We start from the raw sequence: 21201 nt of genomic DNA, 5'->3' as shown, positions 1-21201 counted from the left end.
CAAGAAAGACGAAACGAGAACTACCATGAACCTGATCCGCAACTACCGCAACTGGCGCCGCTACCGGGACACCGTCTCCGAGCTGAGCCGCCTGAGCAACCGTGAACTGACCGACCTCGGCATCAGCCGCAGCGACATTCCTTACGTCGCTCGCAAGGCGGTCTAATCCTTCGGACCGCGAATGGTCCGAACCAGTTTTGAGAAGAGCATGACAATGAACCTGATGCGCAACTACCGTAACTGGCGCGTTTATCGCGAGACGGTTACCGAGCTGGGTCGCCTTTCGAACCGCCAACTGCATGATCTCGGTATCGTCCGCGACGAAATCAAGATCATCGCCCGCCAGGCGATCTAATCAAGGAATTTCGCTGGGGTCGACCTCCTCCCCGACCCAAGCGAATACGGTCAGCCCTTACCTCCTCCCAAGGGATGATCACCAAAACGGCGCCCGCCGCACCTCCTCCCGCGGCGGGCGTTGTTTCCCCGGAACAAAATGATTTGCTCCAGAGGTTTCGCCCCTCTCAGAATGGCGGACAGAATTTCGTCAAAGCCGACCTCCTCCCCGGCGATGACGAATAGGCCTAACCTTCACCTCCTCCCGAAGGTTGGCCACCCAAACGGCGCCCGCCGCACCTCCTCCCGCGGCGGGCGCTGTTTCCCCGGGGCAAACGAATTTTGCCCCAGAGGTTTCGCCCTCTCTAAAAATGCGAAGAGAATTTCGTCTGAGCCGACCTCCTCCCCGGCGATGACGAATACGGTCGGCCTTCACCTCCTCCCGAGGGTCGGCCCCCAAAACGACACCCGCCGGACCTCCTCCCCCGGCGGGTGTTGTTGTATTCAGGGGCAGGTGTTCCCAACCCAGGCGTTTCGCCACGCGACAATTGCAATCGCCGCGGCAAGCGATTATTCCGGCGGCCATGAGCAAAAATCCAATCCATATCATCGGCGGCGGCCTCGCCGGTTCCGAAGCGGCATGGCAGGCGGCCGAGGCCGGTCTTCCCGTCATCCTGCATGAAATGCGCCCGGTTCGCGGCACCGATGCCCACAAGACCCATGGCCTGGCCGAACTCGTCTGTTCCAATTCCTTTCGCTCCGACGACGCCGAAAACAACGCCGTCGGCCTGCTACATGCCGAAATGCGGCTGGCCGGCTCGCTGATCATGAGCGCCGGCGACGCCAACCAGGTGCCGGCAGGCGGCGCGCTGGCCGTCGACCGCGATGGTTTTTCCGACGCGGTGACGAAAAAGCTCGAGGCACATCCGCTGATCACCATCGAGCGCGAGGAAGTTCCCGGCCTGCCGCCGGCGGAGTGGGACCAGGCGATCATTGCCACCGGGCCGCTGACCGCGCCATCGCTTGCCCAGTCGATCGCCGAAGCGACCGGCGCCGATGCGCTCGCCTTCTTCGATGCCATCGCGCCGATCATCCATTTCGACACGATCGACATGGATACCTGCTGGTTCCAGTCGCGCTACGACAAGGTCGGGCCTGGCGGCACCGGCAAGGATTATATCAACTGTCCGATGGACAAGGATCAGTACCTCGCCTTCGTGCAGGCGCTGGTCGATGGCCAGAAGACCGAGTTCAAGCAATGGGAAGGCACGCCCTATTTCGACGGTTGCCTGCCGATCGAGATCATGGCCGAACGCGGCGTCGAGACGCTGCGTTACGGGCCGATGAAGCCGATGGGCCTCACCAATGCGCACAATCCGACGGTGAAGGCCTATGCGGTCGTCCAGTTGCGCCAGGACAATGCGCTGGGCACGCTCTACAACATGGTCGGCTTCCAGACCAAGCTGAAGCACGCCGAACAGGTGCGCGTGTTCCGCACCATTCCGGGTCTCGAAAACGCCGACTTCGCCCGCCTGGGCGGCCTGCACCGCAACACCTACATCAACTCGCCGACCTTGCTGGACGCCTCGCTGCAGCTGAAGTCGCGACCCGGCCTGCGCTTTGCCGGCCAGATCACCGGCTGCGAAGGCTATGTCGAGAGCGCCGCCATCGGCCTGCTCGCCGGGCGCTTCGCCGCGGCCGAGCGGCTCGGCCATGCACCATCGCTGCCGCCGCTTACCACCGCCTTCGGCGCGCTGCTCAACCACATCACCGGCGGCCACATCGTCTCCGACGATGAGCCGGGCAAACGCTCTTTCCAGCCGATGAACGTCAATTTCGGCCTGTTCCCGCCGGTCGAGGCGCCGAAGAGCGAGGGCAAGCGCATGCGCGGCAAGGACAAGACCGTCGCCAAGCGCCACGCCATCACCTCGCGTGCCCTGCAAGACTGCCGTGAATGGCTGGGTGTGCCGGCGCAGACGGCTGAGGCTGCCGAATAGCTCGCGGCCTGATGGACGCTCGGCGTAAAGTAGGATACTATCCTACTTTACGCCGAGCGGAGCCGTTCCATGGAAGCAGCCGAGAAACTATCCGTCACCGTCACACCCGCGATGGCACGCATGATCCGCGAAAGAGTCGAGGACGGTTCGTTCGGCTCGGCCAGCGAGGTTATCCGCGCAGCTCTTCGCGCTTTCCAACGCGAAGAAGAGGAACACGCCGAGCGCATGGCCTCGATCAGGGCGCGTGTGAAGGCGTCGATCGAGGATACGAGACCCGCCGTTCCGCTCAATGAGGCAATCGACAGAGTAAAGAACCGCATTTCGCAACTGGCGCGAGACAATGATGATTCAGCGTCTCGCCGTCGTTCTTAGCGAAGGAGCTATATCCGACCTTGAGGCTATCGCCGCCTATGTGCTTGAGAGCAGCGGAAGCGAAAGCATCACCAACGGTTTCGTTGACCGGATCAAGGAACGCTGCCTGGGCGTTGGAAACGTCCCTCGTGGCGGTCGCCCGCGTGATGACATCGCGCCGGGACTGAGGACGGTTCCTTTCGAACACTCCGCTGTTATAGCCTACGTGGTCGAAAGCGATGTCGTTCACATCGTCAACATCTTCTACGGCGGCCGCGACTACGAAGCGCTGATGCGCGATAGCGACAAGCCCTCTTGATCGGACAGCTACTCGGCCGGCTCGGCGGTCGCTAACGGCAAGCCTGGCTTGCCCGCCTCCGCAGGATTTCGCCTGACATAAGCAGCCTTCAGCGTCTCCGAAGTTTCGCGTGAGCCGTCATGGCTCCAGCCTGGTGGCTTGATCAGGTAGTTCAGTCGCTCGCTCACTGTCAGCCCCGGCGCGAAGGCATCCCTGAACATGCCGATCCATTCGTGGAACGCCACTTTCAGCGGATTGAAAGTGCCGAGATTTTTCACGATGCCGTAGCGCGGCCGGTCCTCTTCCAACTCCTCGACGAAGGTGCCGAACATGCGGTCCCATATGATCAGCGTGCCCGCATAGTTGGCGTCGAGATAGCGCGGGTTGGTGGCGTGATGGACGCGGTGGTGCGAGGGCGTGTTGAAGATGAACTCGAACCAGTTCCACATCTTGCCGATCGTCTCGGTGTGGATCCAGAACTGCCAGACCAGGTTGAAACCGAAGGTGAAGGCAATCACCGCCGGATGGAAGCCGAGCAGCACCAGCGGCGCCTGCAGCACGAACATGAAGGTGAACAGGCCGGTCCAGCTTTGCCTGAGCGCCGTCGACAAATTGTAGTGCTGGCTGGAATGATGGTTGACGTGCTCCGCCCACACCCAGCGCACCCGGTGCGCGATGCGGTGGTAGACGTAGTAGCGCAGATCATCGAGCAGGAAGGCCGCCAGGAACACCCAAACCGACAGGCCGAGATTGGAGACTCGGAACTGCCACAGCCACAACAGCGCCCAGTAGGACACGACGCCGAGCAGCAGCCCGGCGACGACGTTGCCGGTGCCCATCATCAGGCTGGTCAGCGTGTCGCGGGTCTCGAACGAGCCCTTGGCGCGACCGGTCCGCACCAGCCAGAGCTCGATCAGGATCGCGACGACGAAAAACGGAATGGCCAGTTGGGTGACCTGCGGAAAGTCGTAGCTGTCCATCACGCTGCCTCCTTCCCGGAACTCGTGTCTCGCGGCCCAAGAGCGTTCAGCAAGGCCTGCACGTCGGCGGCGTTGGCGAAGCGGAAGCGGCCGCCCTTCCAGGTGAAGTCCGTCAACCGCAGCTGGATCGTGTCCGTCTCGTCGGCATGGGACACAACGACGTCCCGAGGCGTCACGACGCGGGTCAGAAAGCAGTCGCCGATACCGTGGACGATGCCCGTGCGGCCATGGCCAAGATCGAGAAAAGCGGACCGGCTGTCCGCGGTTAGTCGAACCGCGGTCGCGATCTCGTCGGGAAAGTCCTGTGCGAAACGGCCCATGGCTTGATCCGCGCCGGTCAGAGTGACCATATTGCTGCCGCCGGTGAAATGCACGGCGGCTACCGACAGCGCGATGCCCAGAACGACGATCACGACCAGCACGGGCAAGCTCATGGACGGGGATCTCCTTCGGGCCAGCCTGTCGTCTTAGGCGACAGTTCTCGGCAGGCGGACTTCTTAACACGATTGACGTTTACGTCAATGTGTCGGCCAGCCCTTGCCCGCATGGCGCAACAGCAGCCAGTGCCGACGCAATGCCGACAGCCGCGCCACGCCCCCGAGCGGAGCCCGGCGCGAGCCTTCCATCTTGTCGAGATAAGCGCGCGACAGCGCCAGCGGCAGGAATGCCGGACGCAACGACCCCGGCAGCGCGGCAGCACCCCGTTCGAAGGCGGAAAGATGTTCGCGCGCCAGCGAGATCATCGCGGCCACGGCGCGCTGGGCACCAGGACCGCCATTGCCGGCAATAAATTCTTCCGGCGACGAGCCCGCCGCCGCCAGGATGTCAGCCGGGACAAAACACTGCCCGCGCCCGCGGTGCAGCGGCAACAGAAGCAAAAGGCCCGTCATTGCCTGCGCGCAGCCCGCCCTGCCGGCCAGTTCGGCGAACCTTGGCGCCTCGACAGGATCGAGCACCATTGCCGCAAGCTGGATCAGCGCGGCTGCCGTCTCGCCGCAATAGCCTTCCAGATCGGTGCGCGACGGCATCGGATCGTCGTAGAGATCGAAAATGCGTGCTTCGAGCATGTTCTCAAAGGCCAGTTTCGGCAGCTTGAACGCCGCAATGGTGGTGTTCAAGGCTTCGGCAACGGGATGGCCCGCGCCCGCCTCGCCGCCGGCGGCGATGACATCGCGCCACCATTGCAGCCGGACCTCCCCGGGCAAAGGCTCATGGATGCGGTCACGAATGCCTGATATCTCGGCATTGAATGCGTACAGCGAAAACAGCGCCTTGCGCTTGTCGGCCGGCGCGTAGAGCGCGGTGAGATACCGATCATGGTCGGCGACGCGCACCGCATCCATGACGATTTCAGTATTCTGCGACATATCAATCGACGGCGATGAGCGCGGCCGCCACGGCGCGGTTTTCAGCCAGAAGGACATTGTAGGTCCGCACTGCTGCCCCAGTCGACATCGGGTCGGACGCTATGCCGGCATCCTTCAGCGCGGCCCGCAGCGCCGCCGGCAACGGCCTGAGATCCCGACCCATGCCAACCAGCAGGATCTCGACCTTGTCGGCCTCGGCGAGCAGCCTGTCGAAATCCGCCACGGTCAGCGCTTGGGGATTTGCCGGCTCCCAACCATGGATGCCTGTGGGCAGGCACATGAGAGAGCCGCGATGCGACATGTCGGCAAAGCGGAAGCCGCCATTGCCATAGGCCTCGATCTGCGCGCGGCCGGGGAAATGCGCCTCGCGGATAATGATGCCTTTGCCGGCCATCACTCTATCACCCCTCGGGGCCGCGCGTCAGGTCGCGACGGCCTTGCCGCCGCTGACCGGCTTTTCCTCGTCGGCCGAAGCCTGCGGCCGCAGCTTGAACAGGATGAGCAACGGCGCCGCGATGAAGATCGACGAATACGTGCCGAACACGACGCCGAACAGCATCGCCAGCGTGAAGGAGCGGATCACTTCGCCGCCGAACAGCACCAGCGCCAGCAGCGCCAAGCTGGTCGTCACGGACGTCAGCGTCGTTCTCGACAACGTCTCGTTGATGGCGTTGTTCAACAGCTGCGGCAACGGCATTCGCTTGTATTTTCGCAGATCCTCGCGGACGCGGTCATAGACCACGATCGTGTCGTTCAGCGAATACCCGATAATGGTCAGGATCGCCGCCAGTGACGACTGGTTGAACTCGAGCCCGGTGATGACGAAGAAACCGAGCGTCATGACCACATCGTGCACTGTCGCGACAATGGCGCCGACCGCGAACTGCCATTCGAAGCGGAACCAGACATAGATCAGGATGCCGGCCAGCGCGACGATCATGGCGATCGTGCCTTGCTTGGCCAACTCGCCGGAAACCGTCGGGCCCACCACTTCGACGCGACGGAAATTATACTGATCCTGCAGCTCGCCGCGCACCTTGTCGATCACGGTCTGCTCGGCATTTTCACCGGCATCCTGCGTGCCGACGCGGATCAACACGTCGTTGGGTGCACCGAACTGCTGCACCTGCACTTCGCCGATGTTCAGTTCCGTCAATCTGCTGCGGATGTCACCAATATTGGCATCGCCGCTCTTCGACTGCACCTCGATCAGGGAACCGCCCTTGAAGTCGATGCCGTAATTGATGCCGACGCTCATGAACAACACGACGGACAATATCGACAATGTGCTGGACAGCGCGAACGTCCACCGGCGGATACCCATGAACGGAATTTTCGTGCCGGGCGGAACGAAAGTCACCGGTGCGCGCGGCAGTTCCTTCGGACGTGCGCGGCGCAGCCAGATCGACACCAGCAGGCGGGTGAAGGTGAAAGCGGTGAAGACCGTGGTCAGGATGCCGATGGCATAGGTGATGGCAAAGCCCTTCACGGGTCCGGTACCGAGATAGAACAGCACCACAGTCGCAATCAGCGAGGTGACATTGGAATCGACGATGGTCGCCAGCGCCTTCGAGAAGCCGGTGTCGATCGCCTGGATCACCGAGCGGCCGGCGCGTCGCTCCTCGCGGATACGCTCGTAGATCAGCACGTTGGAATCGACCGCCATGCCGATGGTCAGCACGATACCGGCAATACCGGGCAAGGTCAGCGTCGCGCCGAGCAGCGACAGCAGCCCGACGATCATAGCCACGTGCACCGCCAGCGCGATATTGGCGAGGAAGCCGAGGAAACCGTAGGCGACGAACATGAATGCCACGACGAGGATCGAACCGATGATGCCCGCGACCTTGCCCGCATGGATCGAATCCTGGCCCAGGCCCGGACCCACGGTACGCTCCTCGATGACCGTCAATGTCGCGGGCAGCGCGCCGGCGCGCAGCAGCACGGCGAGGTCGTTGGCGCTTTGGGCTGTGAAATTGCCGGAGATCTGGCCGGTGCCGCCAAGGATCGGTTCACGGATCTGCGGCGCCGAAATCACCTGGTTGTCGAGGATGATGGCGAACAGCTTGCCGACGTTCTGCGCGGTGGCCTGGCCGAAGCGGGCGGCACCCTTGGAATCGAAGCGGAACGAAACCACCGGCTCGTTGTTCTGCGAATTGTACGTCGCCTGTGCGTCGACGAGGTTTTCACCCGACACGATAACGCGGTTCTCGATCAGGTATGGAACTGGCGGATCGTCCTGGGAATAGAGCACCGACGAACCGGCTGGCGGGCGCCCCTTGAGCGCGTCCTGCACCGGCATCGACTGGTCGACCATCTGGAAGGTCAGCTTCGCGGTCTGGCCGAGAATTTCCTTCAGCCGCTGCGGATCCTGCAGGCCAGGCACCTGGACGAGGATGCGGTCCTCGCCTTGCCGCTGCACGATAGGCTCGGTCGTGCCGAGTTCGTTGACGCGGCGCTCGACCACCTCGATCGATTGTGCCAACGCGGTCGACGTGCGGTATTTGATGCCGGCGTCGGTGACGGTGAACTTGAGCAGGCCCGGCTCGGAATCATCGAGCGCCATTTCCTGGATGGAACCGCCGGTGAACAAGCCGGCGGCGACAGGATCGGTCAAACTCTTCAATGCCTTCTTGGCGGCATCGAGCTGGGCGGGATCGGTGATGCGGACCTGCAGGGTCTTGCCGCTGCCGGCAAGACCGGTATAGCCGATCTTGGCATCGCGCAGCAGTGTGCGGATTTCGTCGCGGGTCGTCTCCAACCGATCCTTGATCAGATCGTTCTGGTTCATCTCCAGCAGGATGTGCGAACCGCCCTGCAGGTCGAGGCCGAGCGTCATCTGCCGCTTCGGCACCCAACTGGGCAGCTGAGCCAGCGTGCTGGCGGGGAACAGGTTGGGCGCGGCGAGGATCACTGTGGCGGCCACGGCCAGCCAGATCAGGATCATCTTGAAGCGCGAGAAATAAAGCATAGGGCGTCGTCCGTCAGAGCGTGTCCGCGGATCGCTCCGCCTTGAATCTGGTTATTTCTTGGCGTTCTGGTTGGCGACCGGTTCGCCCTTGACTCGCACATCGGCGATCGTCGAGCGCAGCGCCGTCACCTTGGTGCCGCCGCCAAGATCGATCTCCAGCTCGTTGTCGTCGATCACTTTCGTCACCTTGCCGACAAAGCCGCCGCCGGTGACGACAGTGTCGCCGCGACGAACCGCCGCCAGCATCTCGCCGCGCTTCTTCAGCTGCGTCCGCTGCGGGCGGATGATCAGAAAATACATGATCACGAAAATCAGGACAAACGGCAAAATGCTGATGAACATATCGGGAGAGGCGCCGCCGATGCCTTGGGCGTATGCCGGTGTCACGAACATCGAGGTACTCCTGAATTTTGAAAAACAGCCACCAAACGATCAAGCGGGATTTGGCGGCCCCTAGAAATTTGGCCGGAATATAGTCGGTAAAGTTGTCAATGCAACTGCGCGGCCGGGCAAATCGGCTGCTTTTCCGGCCTGTTTAGCCGTGTTAGAGCAGGATCGCGAAAACCGCGAGCCGGTTTTCGGAAAAGATCACGCTCGAACAAATGGTTGCAACCGGTTTCGAAACCGCCGGAATCGAACCGGACCTACCTGCCACCGCAAAAACCGAAGCAAAAAAGACCCGACATGACCGATACCAGCATCGACGCCCTGAACCAGAAACTTGACCGCCTGATCGAGGCGGTCAGCCGCCTCGCGCCGCCGCCGGCGCCTGAAACCGACCTCAACGTGGCCGACTGCTTCGTCTGGCAGGCCGATCCCGGATATCTGGAGCCGGTGCGCAAGGTCAACCGCGTCGATATCGGCCTGATCCGCGGTGTCGACCGCGTCCGCGACATCCTCGTCGACAACACTGAGCGCTTCGCCGCCGGTTTCGCCGCCAACAACGTCCTGTTGTGGGGTGCCCGCGGCATGGGCAAATCGTCGCTGGTCAAAGCCGTACACGCGCGGATCAATGCCAAGGCGAAGCCCGGCCTGCCACTCAAGCTGATAGAAATCCACCGCGAGGACATCGACACGCTGCCGAAGCTGATGGGCCTGCTGAAGGCGGCCCCCTTCCGCGTCATCCTGTTTTGCGACGATCTGTCCTTTGACCATGACGATACGTCCTACAAGTCGCTGAAGGCAGCACTCGAAGGCGGCGTCGAGGGCCGTCCGGCCAACGTCATCTTCTACGCGACCTCGAACCGCCGCCACCTGTTGCCGCGCGACATGATCGACAATGAGCGCTCGACCGCCATCAACCCATCGGAAGCGGTCGAGGAAAAGGTCTCGCTATCCGACCGTTTCGGGCTGTGGCTCGGCTTCCATAAATGCTCGCAGGACGAATATCTCGACATGGTCAACGGCTATGCCAGCCATCATGGCCTCGACATCGACCCCGAGCAGTTGCGCGCCGAAGCGCTGGAATGGGCCACCACACGCGGCAGCCGCTCAGGCCGCGTCGCCTGGCAATTCACCCAGGATCTGGCCGGCAGGCTCGGCAAGCCATTGAAGGATTGAGGCGTTGGATCGCGTCGCCAACCCGATCAACCGACAGCGTCATTTGGGCGGCGTCCGTCGCAAATCGCGCGGCGTTTGACCGATCTCGCGGCGCATCCAATGCGCCAGGTGTGACTGGTGCGCGAAGCCCGTCATTTCAGCTACTTCGCTTGTGCTGAGGTCGCCTCGCTGAAGCAGAACGCGTGCGCGTTCAACGCGACGCCGTAACACATAGCGGTGCAAGGTGACGCCCGTCGCCACTTTGAACCATGTCCGCAAATGCGAGCTGCTCGCGCCGGCAACGCGGCTCAGTCGATGAATCGAAAGCGGCTCGTGAAGAGCCGCCTCGATGTGCTCCAGCACGCGTTTGAGCTGGGTATCCGACAACCGGTTCGTTCGGCGGATATCAGGTTCACCAAGGCCAAGCAGCCTCACCGCCAGTGCGGCGCCAATGCTGTCGGCAAACAAAGGGCCGCTCGGCGAATCTGCATTCAGTTCGCTCCCGAGCGCCCGGGCGAGATGTTCGATGCGCTGGTCGCGAAGCAGGTGGCGCGTGTCGAGCCGCAATGCTTGCCCCTTGCCGCCAAGCTCCGCCACCACCCTTTCCATCAGCGCTGGCTGCAACGCAATCTCGATCGTGTCGAACGGGGTTTCGGCCTCGAAGCCGCCCTCCTGGCCGGCTGGCACCAGGTCGATATCCCCGGCGCGCCTGACGAAATATCGCCCAACCTGATCGCAGTAGGAGCGTGTCGCCGCGCTGGCATGCACCATGATGCGATGGTGTGGAGCCCGGGACAGGCGGTGGACTCCGGCTTCGATATGCCGGGAGGCCATTGTTACATCGGACACGGCTTGAGCCGGAGCGTATTGCGACCGCATGCTCTCTCTCGATTCATGGCAAAACCTGTCCGAGATTTGGCAATTCCCGCGCGATTTTCAATGCCGTCGACCTGTACTCACGCCTCTCCATCAAACTTGGACGAGAGGTTACACCATGAGTTTCTATGTTGTTGTCGGAGCGGGCCCGGTCGGTCGCGAAACCGCTCGCCTTCTTGGCGAGGAAGGACATGATGTCGTTCTCACCAGCCGAAGCGTCGGCTCCAACGCATTGCGGAACGTGCGGCCCATGCAGGCCGATGCTACCGATGCGTCGGAACTCGCGCGTGTCTGCCAAGGCGCCGATGCCATCTTCATGTGCGCCATGGCCACCTATCACAGGTGGCCAACCGATTTTTTCCCCATCATCGACGGCACCGTGCGCGCGGCCGAAGCGGTCGGCGCGAAACTCATCGTGTTGGGCAACCTCTATGGCTATGGGGAAAATGCCGATAGCCCGCTTCGTTCCGACCTGTCCCTGGATCCTACTTCGAAGAAGGGAACGGCCAGGACGATCATGTGGCAGCGAGCCGCCCGTGCCGACGTGCCGGCAATCGAAGTGCGGTCCAGCGACTATCTCGGCCACAGCGCGATCAGCTACTTCTCGCTGGTCGCCCTGCCCTCCATCATCGAAGGGAAGCCTACCGCTTTCATTGGAAACCTCGATGCGACGCATGCCTCGGCCTTCACCAAGGACGTCGCCAGGACGCTGGTCGCGGCTTCCCGCTTCACGGGCGAATGGGGACGGGCGTTTCACGTCCCCTCGCAATACGCCTCACCCCGGGAGCTCATCCAGAAAACCGCTGCGATGCTTCGACAGGAGGTTTCAGAAATCCGTTCTTATTCGATTGCCGAGATGGAAGCATTGGGTATGCATGAGCTCATCGAGATGAGCTATCTTTTCGAGAACCCCTTGCTGGTGGATTCTTCCGACGCCGAGGTGCTTCTCGGTATCAAGGCCAGCAGCCTTGAGGTCATGATCGCCGACACGCTGCGTGATCATCTCCGCGCTTGAGGGCCGGCCTTCGACAGAACTGAAAAAGCCCGCTCCTTGCGGAACGGGCTGAGCCGGCGGGCTGGACTGGAGGTCAGGCGGCCCGCATATCGCTTTTTTTCTTCTATTCGAGATAGCCTGACGGATCGACCGGGGCGGAGTTCTTGCGCACTTCGAAGTGCAGCTTCGGCGAATCCGTCGTGCCGCTCATGCCCGAGAGCGCGATTTCCTGGCCGCGCTTGACCTTCTGGCCGCGCTGGACCTCGATCGAGCTGGCATGGCCATAGACGGTGACCAGGCCGTTCTCGTGGCGCACCAGCACCGTGTTGCCGAATTCCTTGAGGCCGTCGCCTGCATAGATGACAACACCGTTCTCGGCCGCCTTGACCGGAGTGCCTGTGGGCACGGCGATATCGACGCCGTCCTTGCCGGATCCGAAACCGGAGATCACCCGGCCGCGCACCGGCCAGCGCATCTTGCCGATGCCGGTGGCATCGGGTGCCACCGCGTCGTCGTCCTCGGCCTGCTGGATGACCTTGGCGTCCTTCTTCGGCGGCGTGTAGGAGGCCAGCGTTTCCGAAGGCGTGGCCTTTGCCGGGGCTTGCGTTGTCGCGGTGGTCACCGGATCGACCTTGGCCGGCTTGGCGCTGGCGACTGTCGCCGTTCCGCCGCCCGGCACCTTCAAGGTCTGGCCGATTTTCAATATGCCGTCCTTCATGCCGTTGGCCTGCTTCAGCGCGACCACGCCGACGCCGGTCTTTCTGGCAATCGAGGACATCGTGTCACCCGACTGGACCGTATACGTACCGGCGGCGCCGGTTGCCTTGGCCATCTGCGCCGGCTTGGGTTCCTTGGGCTGGTTCGCCGTGGCCGACGCATCGACCTGGGCGGCGGACTTGCCCTCCTTCAGCTTAGGCTGCTGCGGCAGCACCGCCACCTTGTCCGGCGCGCTGGCCGGCAGGTCATGCTTGCCGTCCTTTGCCGGCTTTGCGTCGGCGACCTTCGGCTCGGCCTTGCTCGAATAGGCATAGGCCGGGATGACGATCTTCTGGCCGGTCTTCAGCCCCTTGGTCGGGCTCAGGCCATTCACCTTCATGATGACATCGGCCGGCACCTTGTAATGCGCCGCCAGGCCGGAAATGGTCTCGCCGTCCCTGACGGTGATTTCGGTCGCGTGCGGCGTGCCTGCCTGGGCCATCCTCGGCTCGTCGGGCTGGGCATTCTTGAAAGGCTTGGCGGCCGGCGCGACAGTGCCGGTCGTCGTCCTGTCGACATGAGGAGCGGGCCGAACCAAGGCCGGCGCCGATGCGACACGCACCGGATTGGCGGCAGGCGCGAGCGCTGGAGCCGGCTGCGCTTGCGCGGAAGCCGGCGGCGGCAAAGGCCGGCTCGAAACCGGATCGAGGCTGGAACGGCTCACCGACTGCGTGTGGCTGCCATCAAGCGGAGCAGCCGAGACGTCGCCCGGATAAGGCTGCACCGCATCCTGCTTGTTGATGATGGCACGTTGATTGTTGGTCGAGGACGTGAAGACGTCGTCGACACTGTTGAACCGCGAAGCCTGGGAACTGCACCCGGCCGCCGCGCCTGCAATCATCAGAACAGCGCAGCCCCGCGCCAGATTGCGACTATTTGTCTTCAAAACACTGAGTTGCATCGCACTAACCCGCACAAACGCTGCACCAACTGGACAGGATTAAAGCGCGTTAATGTTACTGGCCGGTTAACCCATTAGAATCCGACGAAAATTTTCTTAAAACATTTGGGGATGATCAGCGGCACGATGGCGAGCCCGAAAGAGATCCGGCGGCCGGCCGGAAACTAGATAACCGCTGCAATGCTTCGCAGGATCGGCTGCAGCCGCACGAGGCCGATATCCTCGCGCTCGAAACGGCTGCCGACCTTGGTGAGCTTGGCCAGCACCTGCTCGCCCTCCTCCGGTCCGATCGGCGCGATGACGATGCCGCCGCTCGACAATTGGTCGAGCAGGAAGCGCGGCAAACTATCGAATGCAGCCCAGGCGACGATGCGGTCAAACGGCCCTTCATTGGGCAATCCGTTGGAACCATCGGCCTGCCGCACGATGGCATTGCCTATGCCGAGTGCCTCGAAACGCTGCCTGGCTTGCTCGACCAGCGTCTTGTACCGATCCACGGTCACGATCCGCGCCGCCAGCCGCGACATGACAGCCGATGTGTAGCCGGAACCGGTGCCGATCTCGAGCACGCGGTTTCCCGTTTCAATGGCCAATGCGGCGATCACCGCCGCCTGCAGATCCGCCCCTTCGATCGCTTCGCCGCATTCGATCGGCAGCATGCGGTCCGACCAGGCGATCTGGTGGTATTGCGCTGCCAGGAAGCCGCGTCGCGGCGTTGCCTCGAAAGCCGCGATCAGCGCCTTCGGCACCGTTCCCCTGCCGCGCAGCCGCAGCAGGAAAGCGGCAAATCCTTCGCGATCATCGATTGGAAAGCCCTGATTCATGCAAGCGCCTTGCTCAGCTGGTCACGGATCTCATGCGCGGTAAGGTCAAGCTGCAGCGGCGTCACCGACACCAGCCTGTTGCGCAGGGCAAAGAGATCGGTGCCTTGCTTGCCCTCGACCGGCTCGCGGCCGAAGCGCAGCCAGTAATAAGGCAGGCCGCGCCCGTCGCGGCGCTCGTCGACCCACAGGCTGTGCACCAGCTTGCCCTGCGTGGTGACCACCGTGCCGGCCACTTCCTCGGGAAGGCAGTTGGGAAAATTGACGTTGAGCAGGACGCCGTCCGGCAGCGGCGTCGCGACGAGCTTCTTCAGCAGTGCCGGCGCCAGCGCTTCGGTGGTCTCATAGGGGACGACGCGATCCTCGTCGACAGTGCTGTAGCCCTGGCTGAGCGCTATCGACCGGATGCCGAGCAGCGCGCCTTCCATGGCGCCGGCGACGGTACCGGAATAGGTGACGTCGTCGGCGATGTTGGCGCCCGAATTGATACCGGACAGGATCAGGTCGGGCGCACCGGGCAGGATCTTCTTGACGCCCATGATGACGCAATCGGTTGGCGTGCCGCGCACGGCAAAATGCCTTTCGCCGATTTTCCGCAACCGCAGCGGCTCCGAAATCGACAGCGAATGCGCATAGCCCGACTGGTCCTGTTCCGGCGCCACCACCCAGACATCGTCGGACAGGGTGCGGGCGACGCGCTCGAGCGAGGCCAGGCCCTCGGCATGAATGCCGTCGTCATTGGTCAGAAGAATGCGCATTATTTCGATTCGATCTTTTCCAGCCCGCCCATGTAAGGCCGCAGCACTTCAGGAATGGTTACGCTGCCATCCTCATTCTGGTAGTTTTCGATGACAGCTATGAGCGCGCGGCCGACAGCGGTGCCCGAACCGTTCAGCGTATGGACGAAGTGGTTGCCCTTGCCATCCTTGTCCTTGTAACGGGCATCCATGCGGCGCGCCTGGAAATCGCCGCAGACAGAGCAGGACGAGATTTCGCGATAGGCGTTCTGGCCGGGCAACCAGACCTCGATGTCATAGGTCTTGCGCGCGCCAAAACCCATGTCGCCGGTGCAGAGCACCATGGTCCGGAACGGCAGCTCAAGCCGCTTCAAGACTTCCTCGGCGCATTGTGTCATCCGCTCATGCTCGGCGAGTGAGGATTCCTGGTCGGTGATCGAGACCAGCTCGACCTTGTAGAATTGATGCTGGCGCAGCATGCCGCGCGTATCGCGTCCCGCCGAGCCTGCCTCCGAACGAAAGCAGGGCGTCAGCGCCGTGAAGCGCAGCGGCAGCTTTTCATGCGCCGTGATTTCTTCGCGCACGAGGTTGGTGAGCGGCACCTCGGCGGTCGGGATCAGGCCAAGCCTGCCCTCCCCATGTGGCGTGAAGAACAGATCCTCCTCGAACTTCGGCAACTGGTTGGTGCCGAACAGAACGTCGTCCTTCACCATCAGCGGCGGGATCGCTTCCTCATAGCCGTGCTCCGTCGTGTGCAGGTCGAGCATGAACTGGCCGATGGCGCGTTCCATCCGCGCCAGGCCACTCCTGAGCACGGTGAAGCGCGATCCCGACAGTTTCGCCGCGCGCTCGAAATCCATCATGCCGAGCGCTTCGCCGATCTCGAAATGCTCCTTCACCCAGTTCGGCCGTGTCGGCACCTTGCCGACGACATGCTTGACGACATTGTCGTGCTCGTCCTTGCCGACCGGCACGTCGTCGAACGGCACATTCGGCAGCACCGCCAGCGCATCGTTCAGCGCCTTGTCGAGCTCGCGCTCGCGCGCCTCGCCGTTCTGGATGAAGGTCTTGATCTCGCCGACTTCGGCCTTGAGTTTCTCGGCAAGGGCGGCATCGCCCGAACGCATGGCGTTGCCGATCTCCTTCGAGGCGGCGTTGCGGCGCTCCTGCCTGGTCTGCAGCTCGGTGACATGTTCGCGCCGCGCCTCATCCTTGGCGATCAGCCCGTCAACTGTGGACTGCGCCTCATCCGCCGGCCACGAGCGCTTGGTGAGCGCCTCGACAAGGGCCTTCGGGTTGTCGCGAATCCATTTGATGTCAAGCATGGTTATCCGTCCTCAAGCTAGGTTTGAGGGGCGTAAACCGCATCCTTGATCGATGCAAGATGGGCCGGGCGGCGGTTGTCGTTTTCCGCCGCCGCCGATGCCCTACGAGGCCGCCGGCGCTGGCGGCTCGTCCGGCGCCTTGTCGGCCACGGTCTCGCCGGCTTCCTGCTTCTCGCGCGCAAGCCGCTGTTTCTCCTGGTCGCGCTCGATCCACCGCGCGGCCCAGATGGAAACCTCGTAGAGCAGGATGGTCGGAATGGCCAAGCCGATCTGGCTCATCGGATCCGGAGGTGTCAGCACCGCGGCAACGATGAAGGCGATGACGATCGCCCATTTGCGTTTTTCGGCCAACGCCTTGGACGACAGCATGCCGACGCGCGTCATCAGGCTGGTTACCACCGGCAGCTGGAACACCAGGCCGAAGGAGAAGATCAGCGTCATGATCAGGCTGAGATATTCCGACACTTTCGGCAGCAGCGAAATCTGTACCTGGTCGTCGGTGCCGACCTGCTGCATGGCGAGGAAGAACCACATCACCATCGGCGTGAAGAAGAAATAGACCAGCGAGGCGCCCATCAGGAACAGGATGGGCGATGCGATCAGGAACGGCAGGAAGGCATTGCGCTCGTTCTTGTAGAGCCCGGGCGCAATGAATTTGTAGATCTGCGTGGCGATCAGCGGAAAGGCGATGACCATGCCGCCGAACATGGCGAGCTTGACCTGCGTGAAGAAGAATTCCTGCGGCGCGGTATAGATCAGCTCGACCTTGTGCGGGTCCAGCCCTGCCCATTTCGTCGCCCACTTGAAGGGGACAACCAGAAGGTTGAACAGCCTCTTGGCAAAGAAAAAGCAAACCAGGAAGGCAACGAAGAAGCCACCGAGAGACCAGATCAACCGCCTGCGCAGCTCGATCAGATGCTCCATCAGAGGCGCCGACGATTTTTCGATCTCGTCCTTTTCCTTGTCCGAAACGCTCACTTGGCGGCTCCAGCCGTCTTTTTGGCTACCGGCTTCTTGGCCCCAGCAGGTTTCGGTTCGGTTTTCGCAGGCGCCTTGGCAGCAGGCGCCTTGGCTGCAGGCGCCTTGGCGACGGCAGGCTTCGTCACAGCCGCGGTTTCAGGAACTGCCGCTGTCGTGGCCTTTGTCGACGCCTTGGGCGTGGGTGCGGTTTTTGCCGCCCCCGCGGGTGAGGCTTTTGCCGCCACCACCTTAATGGATGGCGCTTTTGAAGCCGGCACCGCCTTGGCGGTTTTCCTGGATGCCTTCGGTTCCGTGGAAGCCGCCACCACCGATTCATCGGTCATCGCCGGGAACATCGATGCTGGGGGCGTGACTTCCGGGCCATTGACGCCAGGCATGGTCGTTGCACCGTTTTTCAACGGCTCGGCCGCCTGGGGCGTCGCCGCTGCAGGGGCCGATGGATCGGCGGCCGGCTTCGGCTTCATCGCCGCGTCGACGCCGGCGCGCACATCGGCTGCCGCCTGCTCGAACGGATTGAGCTGCTTCTTGATCTCGGCGACTGGGCTGAGACCCCGGAGTTCGTCGACCGACTTCTTGACGTCGTCGAGCTCGGCTTCCTTCAAGGCCTCGTTGAATTGCTTCTGGAAATCGGCGGCCATGGCGCGCAGCTTCGCCGTCGTGCGGCCGAATGTGCGCAGCATGTTGGGCAAATCCTTGGGCCCGACGACCACGATCATGACGATCGCGATCACCAGCATTTCGGTCCAGCCGACTTCAAACATGGCAATCTGTTCCGACTAGAACTTTTGGCTCAGCTCTTGCTGGCCTTTTCCTTCGCGGCCGAAACGGTCTCATCGGCACGGTGTTCGACGGTGCGCTTGTCGTCGGCAACGTCGTCGTCGGCCATGCCCTTCTTGAAGCTCTTGATGCCCTTGGCCATGTCACCCATCAGCTCGGGAATCTTGCCGCGGCCGAACACCAGCAGCACGATCACCAGCACGATCATCCAGTGCCAAATCGAAAATGAACCCATAACCAAATCTCTCTCGAATGTTTTCCCTGGCGATGATCTATGCGTTTTCGCTTTGGGATTCAAACACAACCGCGACAGAGTTTATGAAAGGCCGACGGATGTCACGCATTTTCGGCGATGCGGCCCGCTACCAAACGGCGCATGTAAAGCCGCAAAGCAGCTTTTGAAAGGCGCTCGTGGTCAATCTTCCGTGACGCGCGGCGTCAGCAGACCGAGCTCCTCGAGGTCGATGTCGGTCAGCGGATCCTCGTCCTCGGTCAGCGCGTCGGGATCGGCCGGCGGTTGCGGGATGGAGAAATTCGACGGCATGCGGCCCGATAGCAGGCCGGCGCCCTTCAGTTCCTCCATGCCTGGAAGATCACGGATTTCCTCGAGTGCGAAATGGTCGAGGAAGGTTTCGGTGGTGCCATAGGTGACGGGGCGGCCGGGCGTTTTGCGGCGGCCGCGCATGCGCACCCATTCCGTTTCGAGCAGCGTGTCGAGCGTGCCCTTCGAGGTTTCGACACCTCTGATGTCCTCGATCTCGGCGCGCGTCACCGGCTGGTGGTAGGCTATGATCGCCAGCACCTCGAGCGCCGCCCGTGACAGTTTGCGCTGCTGCACCGTATCGCGGCTCATCAGGAAGGCCAGGTCGCCGGCGGTTCGGAAGGCCCAAGCATCGCCGACCCGCACCAGATTGACGCCGCGCCGGGCGTAGATCTGCTGCAGCTCTCTCATGGCTAGCGCTACATTGATGCCATCGGGGAGGCGTGCGGCAAGCTGCTTTTCGCTGACGGGTTCGGCGCTGGCGAACACGATCGCCTCCGCCATGCGCACGGCTTCCGCCATATGCAGACGCTCGGCCGGGTTCTGCACCTGCTCGGCCACATCCTCGGAGAACAACTCCTGCCCAGGCTCGTCCTCGACCTTGAACGGGATAACCGAAGCGTTGGCGCGTTCGCTCATGTTGCCACCTCGACTGCCTTGATTGCTTGCGTGCGGCCGCGCAAATAGATCGGGGCAAATGTCTGATCCTGCCGCACGTCCATCGTGCCGTCGCGCACCAGTTCCAACGTTGCCGCGAAGGAACTGGCGATCGCCGTGCGCCTTTCCTCGGGGCTGGTCATGTACACGATCAGGAAACTTTCCAGTGTCGTCCAGTCGCTTACAGCCCCGACAAGGCGGGTCAGGATATCGCGTGCGTCCTTGAGCGACCAGACACCGCGCCTGGCGATCGTCACGTTGTTGATCGCCTGCTTCTGCCGCTGCTGGGCATAGGCAGTCAGCAAGTCGTAGAGCGACGCTGAATAGGCGTTGCGCTTCTCGATGATCACCATTTCCGGCATGCCGCGCGCGAACACGTCGCGACCGAGCCGGTTGCGGTTGACCAGACGCGCAGACGCGTCGCGCATGGCTTCGAGCCGCTTCAGCCGGAACTGCAGCACCGCCGCCAGTTCCTCACCGCTTTCGCCCTCCTCGCCCGGCTGCTTGGGGATCAGCAGCTTCGACTTGAGGAAGGCCAGCCAAGCCGCCATCACCAGATAGTCGGCGGCAAGTTCGAGCCGCAGCGCCCTCGCCGTCTCGACAAAGGTCAGATATTGCTCGACCAGTGCCAGGATCGAAATGCGCGCCAGATCGACCTTCTGGGTACGGGCAAGATGCAGGAGAAGGTCGAGCGGGCCCTCGAAGCCGGCCACGTCGACGACCAGCGACGGATCGCCGGTGACGCGTGAATCGTCATTCTCGGCCCACAGGCGATCCATCGGTGCGGCCTTCGGAGCCTTGCTTTCCAATGCTTCCGCCACTGCCCTGTCACTTCCCTTGGCTATGCCACCGCGTCGAAATAGGTGGCGAATTCAGCGCGTATCTCGGTTTCTTCTACCGTGTCGCTTGTCTTTATATAGGTCATTGCTCGCTTGGCGCGCTCCAGCGACTTGCCTTCAAGCCCTTTGGTGCGCGATGCGATCCCCGCCATCTCCTCGAAGACGCCGTTGCAGTGAAGGACCAGATCACAGCCGGCCGCAAGGATCGAGGCGGCCTTTGTCGGGAAATCCCCAGAAAGTGCCTTCATCGAGGTGTCGTCGCTCATCAAGAGCCCGTCAAAACCGATCTCGCGGCGGATGATCTCGTCGATGACCTTGCCGGAGGTGGTCGCCGGGTTCTTGGGATCGATCGCGCTGTAGACGACATGCGCGGTCATCGCCATCGGCAGATGGTTGAGTTCGCGGAACGGGGCAAAGTCGTGCCGTTGCAGGTCGCTGAGCGACGCGTCGACGACAGGCAGCTCGAAATGCGTGTCGGCAAACGCGCGGCCGTGCCCCGGAACATGCTTCATCACGGGCAGCACGCCGCCCGCCATCAGGCCTTCGGCCGCGGCGCGGCCGAGTTCGATGACCGGACGCGGATCCTTGCCATAGGCGCGCGCGCCGATGACATCGCTGGCCCCTTCGATCGGGACGTCGAGCACCGGCAGGCAATCCGCCGATATGCCGTAGCGCAGGAGGTCGAAGGCATGCAGCCGCGCCATCAACCAGGCGGCCCGCGCGCCCGCGTCGTGATCGTCGCGCCAAAGCGCCCCCAGCGCGCCACCGGCCGGATAGTTCGGCGCCAGCGGCGGTCGCAGGCGCTGCACCCTGCCGCCTTCCTGGTCGATGAACACCAGCGCGTCCGGGCGCCCGATACAATCGCGCATCTCGGCGACGAGATCGCGGATCTGCTCGGCCTCGCCGATGTTGCGGGCAAACAGGATGAAGGCCCACGGGCACTCATTGCGATAGAAACGGATCTCTTCGCGGGTGAGCGTTTTCCCGGCACAGCCGAGGATCATGGATTTTGATTCGGTCATTTCAGGAGTCTAGGGCTTCGCGCGGTCAAAGGGAATCTTCCCTGACCGCATAGGACGGGCTGCAAAACAGGCTTCCACATGAAAAAGTCGGGGGGGGGGGGGGGGGGGGGGGGGGGGGGGGGGGGGGGGGGGGGGGGG

The 21201-nt window shown here is 62.7% G+C and carries 24 protein-coding genes; 7 read left to right on the top strand and 17 right to left on the bottom strand.

What is annotated here, in order from left to right:
* Window positions 1-25 precede the first annotated feature (25 nt).
* From LB554_RS20245 to LB554_RS20225, 5 genes are all read left to right on the top strand, one after another.
* The gene (locus LB554_RS20245; protein ID WP_013531315.1) at window positions 26-166 is read left to right on the top strand and encodes a DUF1127 domain-containing protein; all 141 of its coding nucleotides are present in this window, start codon (window positions 26-28) and stop codon (window positions 164-166) included.
* Between the two features lie 48 nt (window positions 167-214).
* Window positions 215-355, top strand: a complete 141-nt coding sequence (locus LB554_RS20240; protein WP_224586686.1) for a DUF1127 domain-containing protein — start codon at window positions 215-217, stop codon at window positions 353-355.
* 562 nt (window positions 356-917) lie between these two features.
* Window positions 918-2330, top strand: coding sequence for a methylenetetrahydrofolate--tRNA-(uracil(54)-C(5))-methyltransferase (FADH(2)-oxidizing) TrmFO (gene trmFO, locus LB554_RS20235; RefSeq protein WP_224586481.1), 1413 nt, complete (start codon window positions 918-920; stop codon window positions 2328-2330).
* 69 nt (window positions 2331-2399) lie between these two features.
* Window positions 2400-2702 (top strand): type II toxin-antitoxin system ParD family antitoxin, encoded by a 303-nt coding sequence (locus LB554_RS20230; protein ID WP_015317549.1) that lies wholly within the window; start codon window positions 2400-2402, stop codon window positions 2700-2702.
* Entirely contained in the window at window positions 2674-3000 is a 327-nt protein-coding gene (locus LB554_RS20225; RefSeq protein WP_140661125.1) for a type II toxin-antitoxin system RelE/ParE family toxin, read from the top strand. Before LB554_RS20230 ends, LB554_RS20225 begins: the two co-directional genes overlap by 29 nt.
* A gap of 8 nt (window positions 3001-3008) precedes the next feature.
* Here LB554_RS20225 and LB554_RS20220 read toward each other — a convergent pair whose 3' ends face one another.
* The 6 genes from LB554_RS20220 to yajC form a co-directional block, all read right to left on the bottom strand.
* Window positions 3009-3959, bottom strand: a complete 951-nt coding sequence (locus LB554_RS20220) for a sterol desaturase family protein (RefSeq protein ID WP_224586480.1) — start codon at window positions 3957-3959, stop codon at window positions 3009-3011.
* A complete protein-coding gene (locus tag LB554_RS20215; RefSeq protein WP_224586478.1) occupies window positions 3959-4393 on the bottom strand; it encodes a hypothetical protein in 435 nt (144 codons plus the stop codon). The genes LB554_RS20220 and LB554_RS20215 overlap by 1 nt, the downstream gene beginning before the upstream one ends.
* Window positions 4394-4477: 84 nt before the next feature.
* Window positions 4478-5326, bottom strand: a complete 849-nt coding sequence (locus LB554_RS20210) for a phytoene/squalene synthase family protein (RefSeq protein ID WP_224586476.1) — start codon at window positions 5324-5326, stop codon at window positions 4478-4480.
* A 1-nt stretch (window position 5327) separates the two neighbouring features.
* Window positions 5328-5720: an Mth938-like domain-containing protein gene (locus LB554_RS20205; RefSeq protein ID WP_224586474.1), complete on the bottom strand. Its 393-nt coding sequence runs from the start codon at window positions 5718-5720 to the stop codon at window positions 5328-5330.
* A gap of 27 nt (window positions 5721-5747) precedes the next feature.
* Complete coding sequence (secDF, locus tag LB554_RS20200; protein ID WP_224586473.1) at window positions 5748-8297, bottom strand: protein translocase subunit SecDF; 2550 nt, start codon at window positions 8295-8297, stop codon at window positions 5748-5750.
* A gap of 51 nt (window positions 8298-8348) precedes the next feature.
* The gene (gene yajC / locus LB554_RS20195) at window positions 8349-8690 is read right to left on the bottom strand and encodes a preprotein translocase subunit YajC (protein ID WP_010909882.1); all 342 of its coding nucleotides are present in this window, start codon (window positions 8688-8690) and stop codon (window positions 8349-8351) included.
* A gap of 291 nt (window positions 8691-8981) precedes the next feature.
* Here yajC and LB554_RS20190 point away from each other — a divergent pair, with 291 nt between their 5' ends.
* A complete protein-coding gene (locus tag LB554_RS20190; protein ID WP_015317542.1) occupies window positions 8982-9857 on the top strand; it encodes an ATP-binding protein in 876 nt (291 codons plus the stop codon).
* A 39-nt stretch (window positions 9858-9896) separates the two neighbouring features.
* Here LB554_RS20190 and LB554_RS20185 read toward each other — a convergent pair whose 3' ends face one another.
* Window positions 9897-10715 carry an AraC family transcriptional regulator gene (locus LB554_RS20185; RefSeq protein WP_224586471.1) on the bottom strand — a complete coding sequence of 273 codons (819 nt, stop codon included), beginning with the start codon at window positions 10713-10715 and terminating at the stop codon, window positions 9897-9899.
* A gap of 115 nt (window positions 10716-10830) precedes the next feature.
* Here LB554_RS20185 and LB554_RS20180 point away from each other — a divergent pair, with 115 nt between their 5' ends.
* The gene (locus LB554_RS20180; RefSeq protein ID WP_224586684.1) at window positions 10831-11727 is read left to right on the top strand and encodes an NAD-dependent epimerase/dehydratase family protein; all 897 of its coding nucleotides are present in this window, start codon (window positions 10831-10833) and stop codon (window positions 11725-11727) included.
* Between the two features lie 103 nt (window positions 11728-11830).
* Here the strand turns inward: LB554_RS20180 and LB554_RS20175 are convergent, their stop codons facing one another.
* The 10 genes from LB554_RS20175 to nagZ all read right to left on the bottom strand — a co-directional run bounded on the left by LB554_RS20175 (window position 11831) and on the right by nagZ (window position 21063).
* Window positions 11831-13363, bottom strand: coding sequence for a peptidoglycan DD-metalloendopeptidase family protein (locus LB554_RS20175; protein WP_140716636.1), 1533 nt, complete (start codon window positions 13361-13363; stop codon window positions 11831-11833).
* Window positions 13364-13527: 164 nt separating this feature from the next.
* The gene (locus tag LB554_RS20170) at window positions 13528-14187 is read right to left on the bottom strand and encodes a protein-L-isoaspartate(D-aspartate) O-methyltransferase (RefSeq protein WP_015317538.1); all 660 of its coding nucleotides are present in this window, start codon (window positions 14185-14187) and stop codon (window positions 13528-13530) included.
* Window positions 14184-14942, bottom strand: a complete 759-nt coding sequence (surE, locus tag LB554_RS20165) for a 5'/3'-nucleotidase SurE (RefSeq protein WP_224586468.1) — start codon at window positions 14940-14942, stop codon at window positions 14184-14186. The genes LB554_RS20170 and surE overlap by 4 nt, the downstream gene beginning before the upstream one ends.
* Window positions 14942-16246 carry a serine--tRNA ligase gene (gene serS, locus LB554_RS20160; RefSeq protein ID WP_224586467.1) on the bottom strand — a complete coding sequence of 435 codons (1305 nt, stop codon included), beginning with the start codon at window positions 16244-16246 and terminating at the stop codon, window positions 14942-14944. The genes surE and serS overlap by 1 nt, the downstream gene beginning before the upstream one ends.
* A gap of 102 nt (window positions 16247-16348) precedes the next feature.
* Window positions 16349-17224: a twin-arginine translocase subunit TatC gene (gene tatC, locus LB554_RS20155; protein ID WP_023769965.1), complete on the bottom strand. Its 876-nt coding sequence runs from the start codon at window positions 17222-17224 to the stop codon at window positions 16349-16351.
* Complete coding sequence (tatB, locus tag LB554_RS20150; protein WP_224528079.1) at window positions 17221-17988, bottom strand: Sec-independent protein translocase protein TatB; 768 nt, start codon at window positions 17986-17988, stop codon at window positions 17221-17223. Before tatB ends, tatC begins: the two co-directional genes overlap by 4 nt.
* A 29-nt stretch (window positions 17989-18017) precedes the next feature.
* A complete protein-coding gene (locus LB554_RS20145; RefSeq protein WP_015317533.1) occupies window positions 18018-18239 on the bottom strand; it encodes a twin-arginine translocase TatA/TatE family subunit in 222 nt (73 codons plus the stop codon).
* 180 nt (window positions 18240-18419) lie between these two features.
* Window positions 18420-19184 carry an SMC-Scp complex subunit ScpB gene (gene scpB / locus LB554_RS20140; RefSeq protein WP_140616077.1) on the bottom strand — a complete coding sequence of 255 codons (765 nt, stop codon included), beginning with the start codon at window positions 19182-19184 and terminating at the stop codon, window positions 18420-18422.
* Entirely contained in the window at window positions 19181-19981 is an 801-nt protein-coding gene (locus tag LB554_RS20135; RefSeq protein WP_140874440.1) for a segregation and condensation protein A, read from the bottom strand. Before LB554_RS20135 ends, scpB begins: the two co-directional genes overlap by 4 nt.
* Before the next feature lie 62 nt (window positions 19982-20043).
* Complete coding sequence (nagZ, locus tag LB554_RS20130; RefSeq protein ID WP_224528112.1) at window positions 20044-21063, bottom strand: beta-N-acetylhexosaminidase; 1020 nt, start codon at window positions 21061-21063, stop codon at window positions 20044-20046.
* Window positions 21064-21201 lie beyond the last annotated feature (138 nt).

It is taken from the genome of Mesorhizobium sp. CO1-1-11 (assembly GCF_020164995.1).
GTDB lineage: Bacteria > Pseudomonadota > Alphaproteobacteria > Rhizobiales > Rhizobiaceae > Mesorhizobium > Mesorhizobium australicum.
The sequence above is the reverse complement of the archived record's forward strand: the minus strand, read 5'-3'. Positions and strand labels throughout refer to the sequence as shown.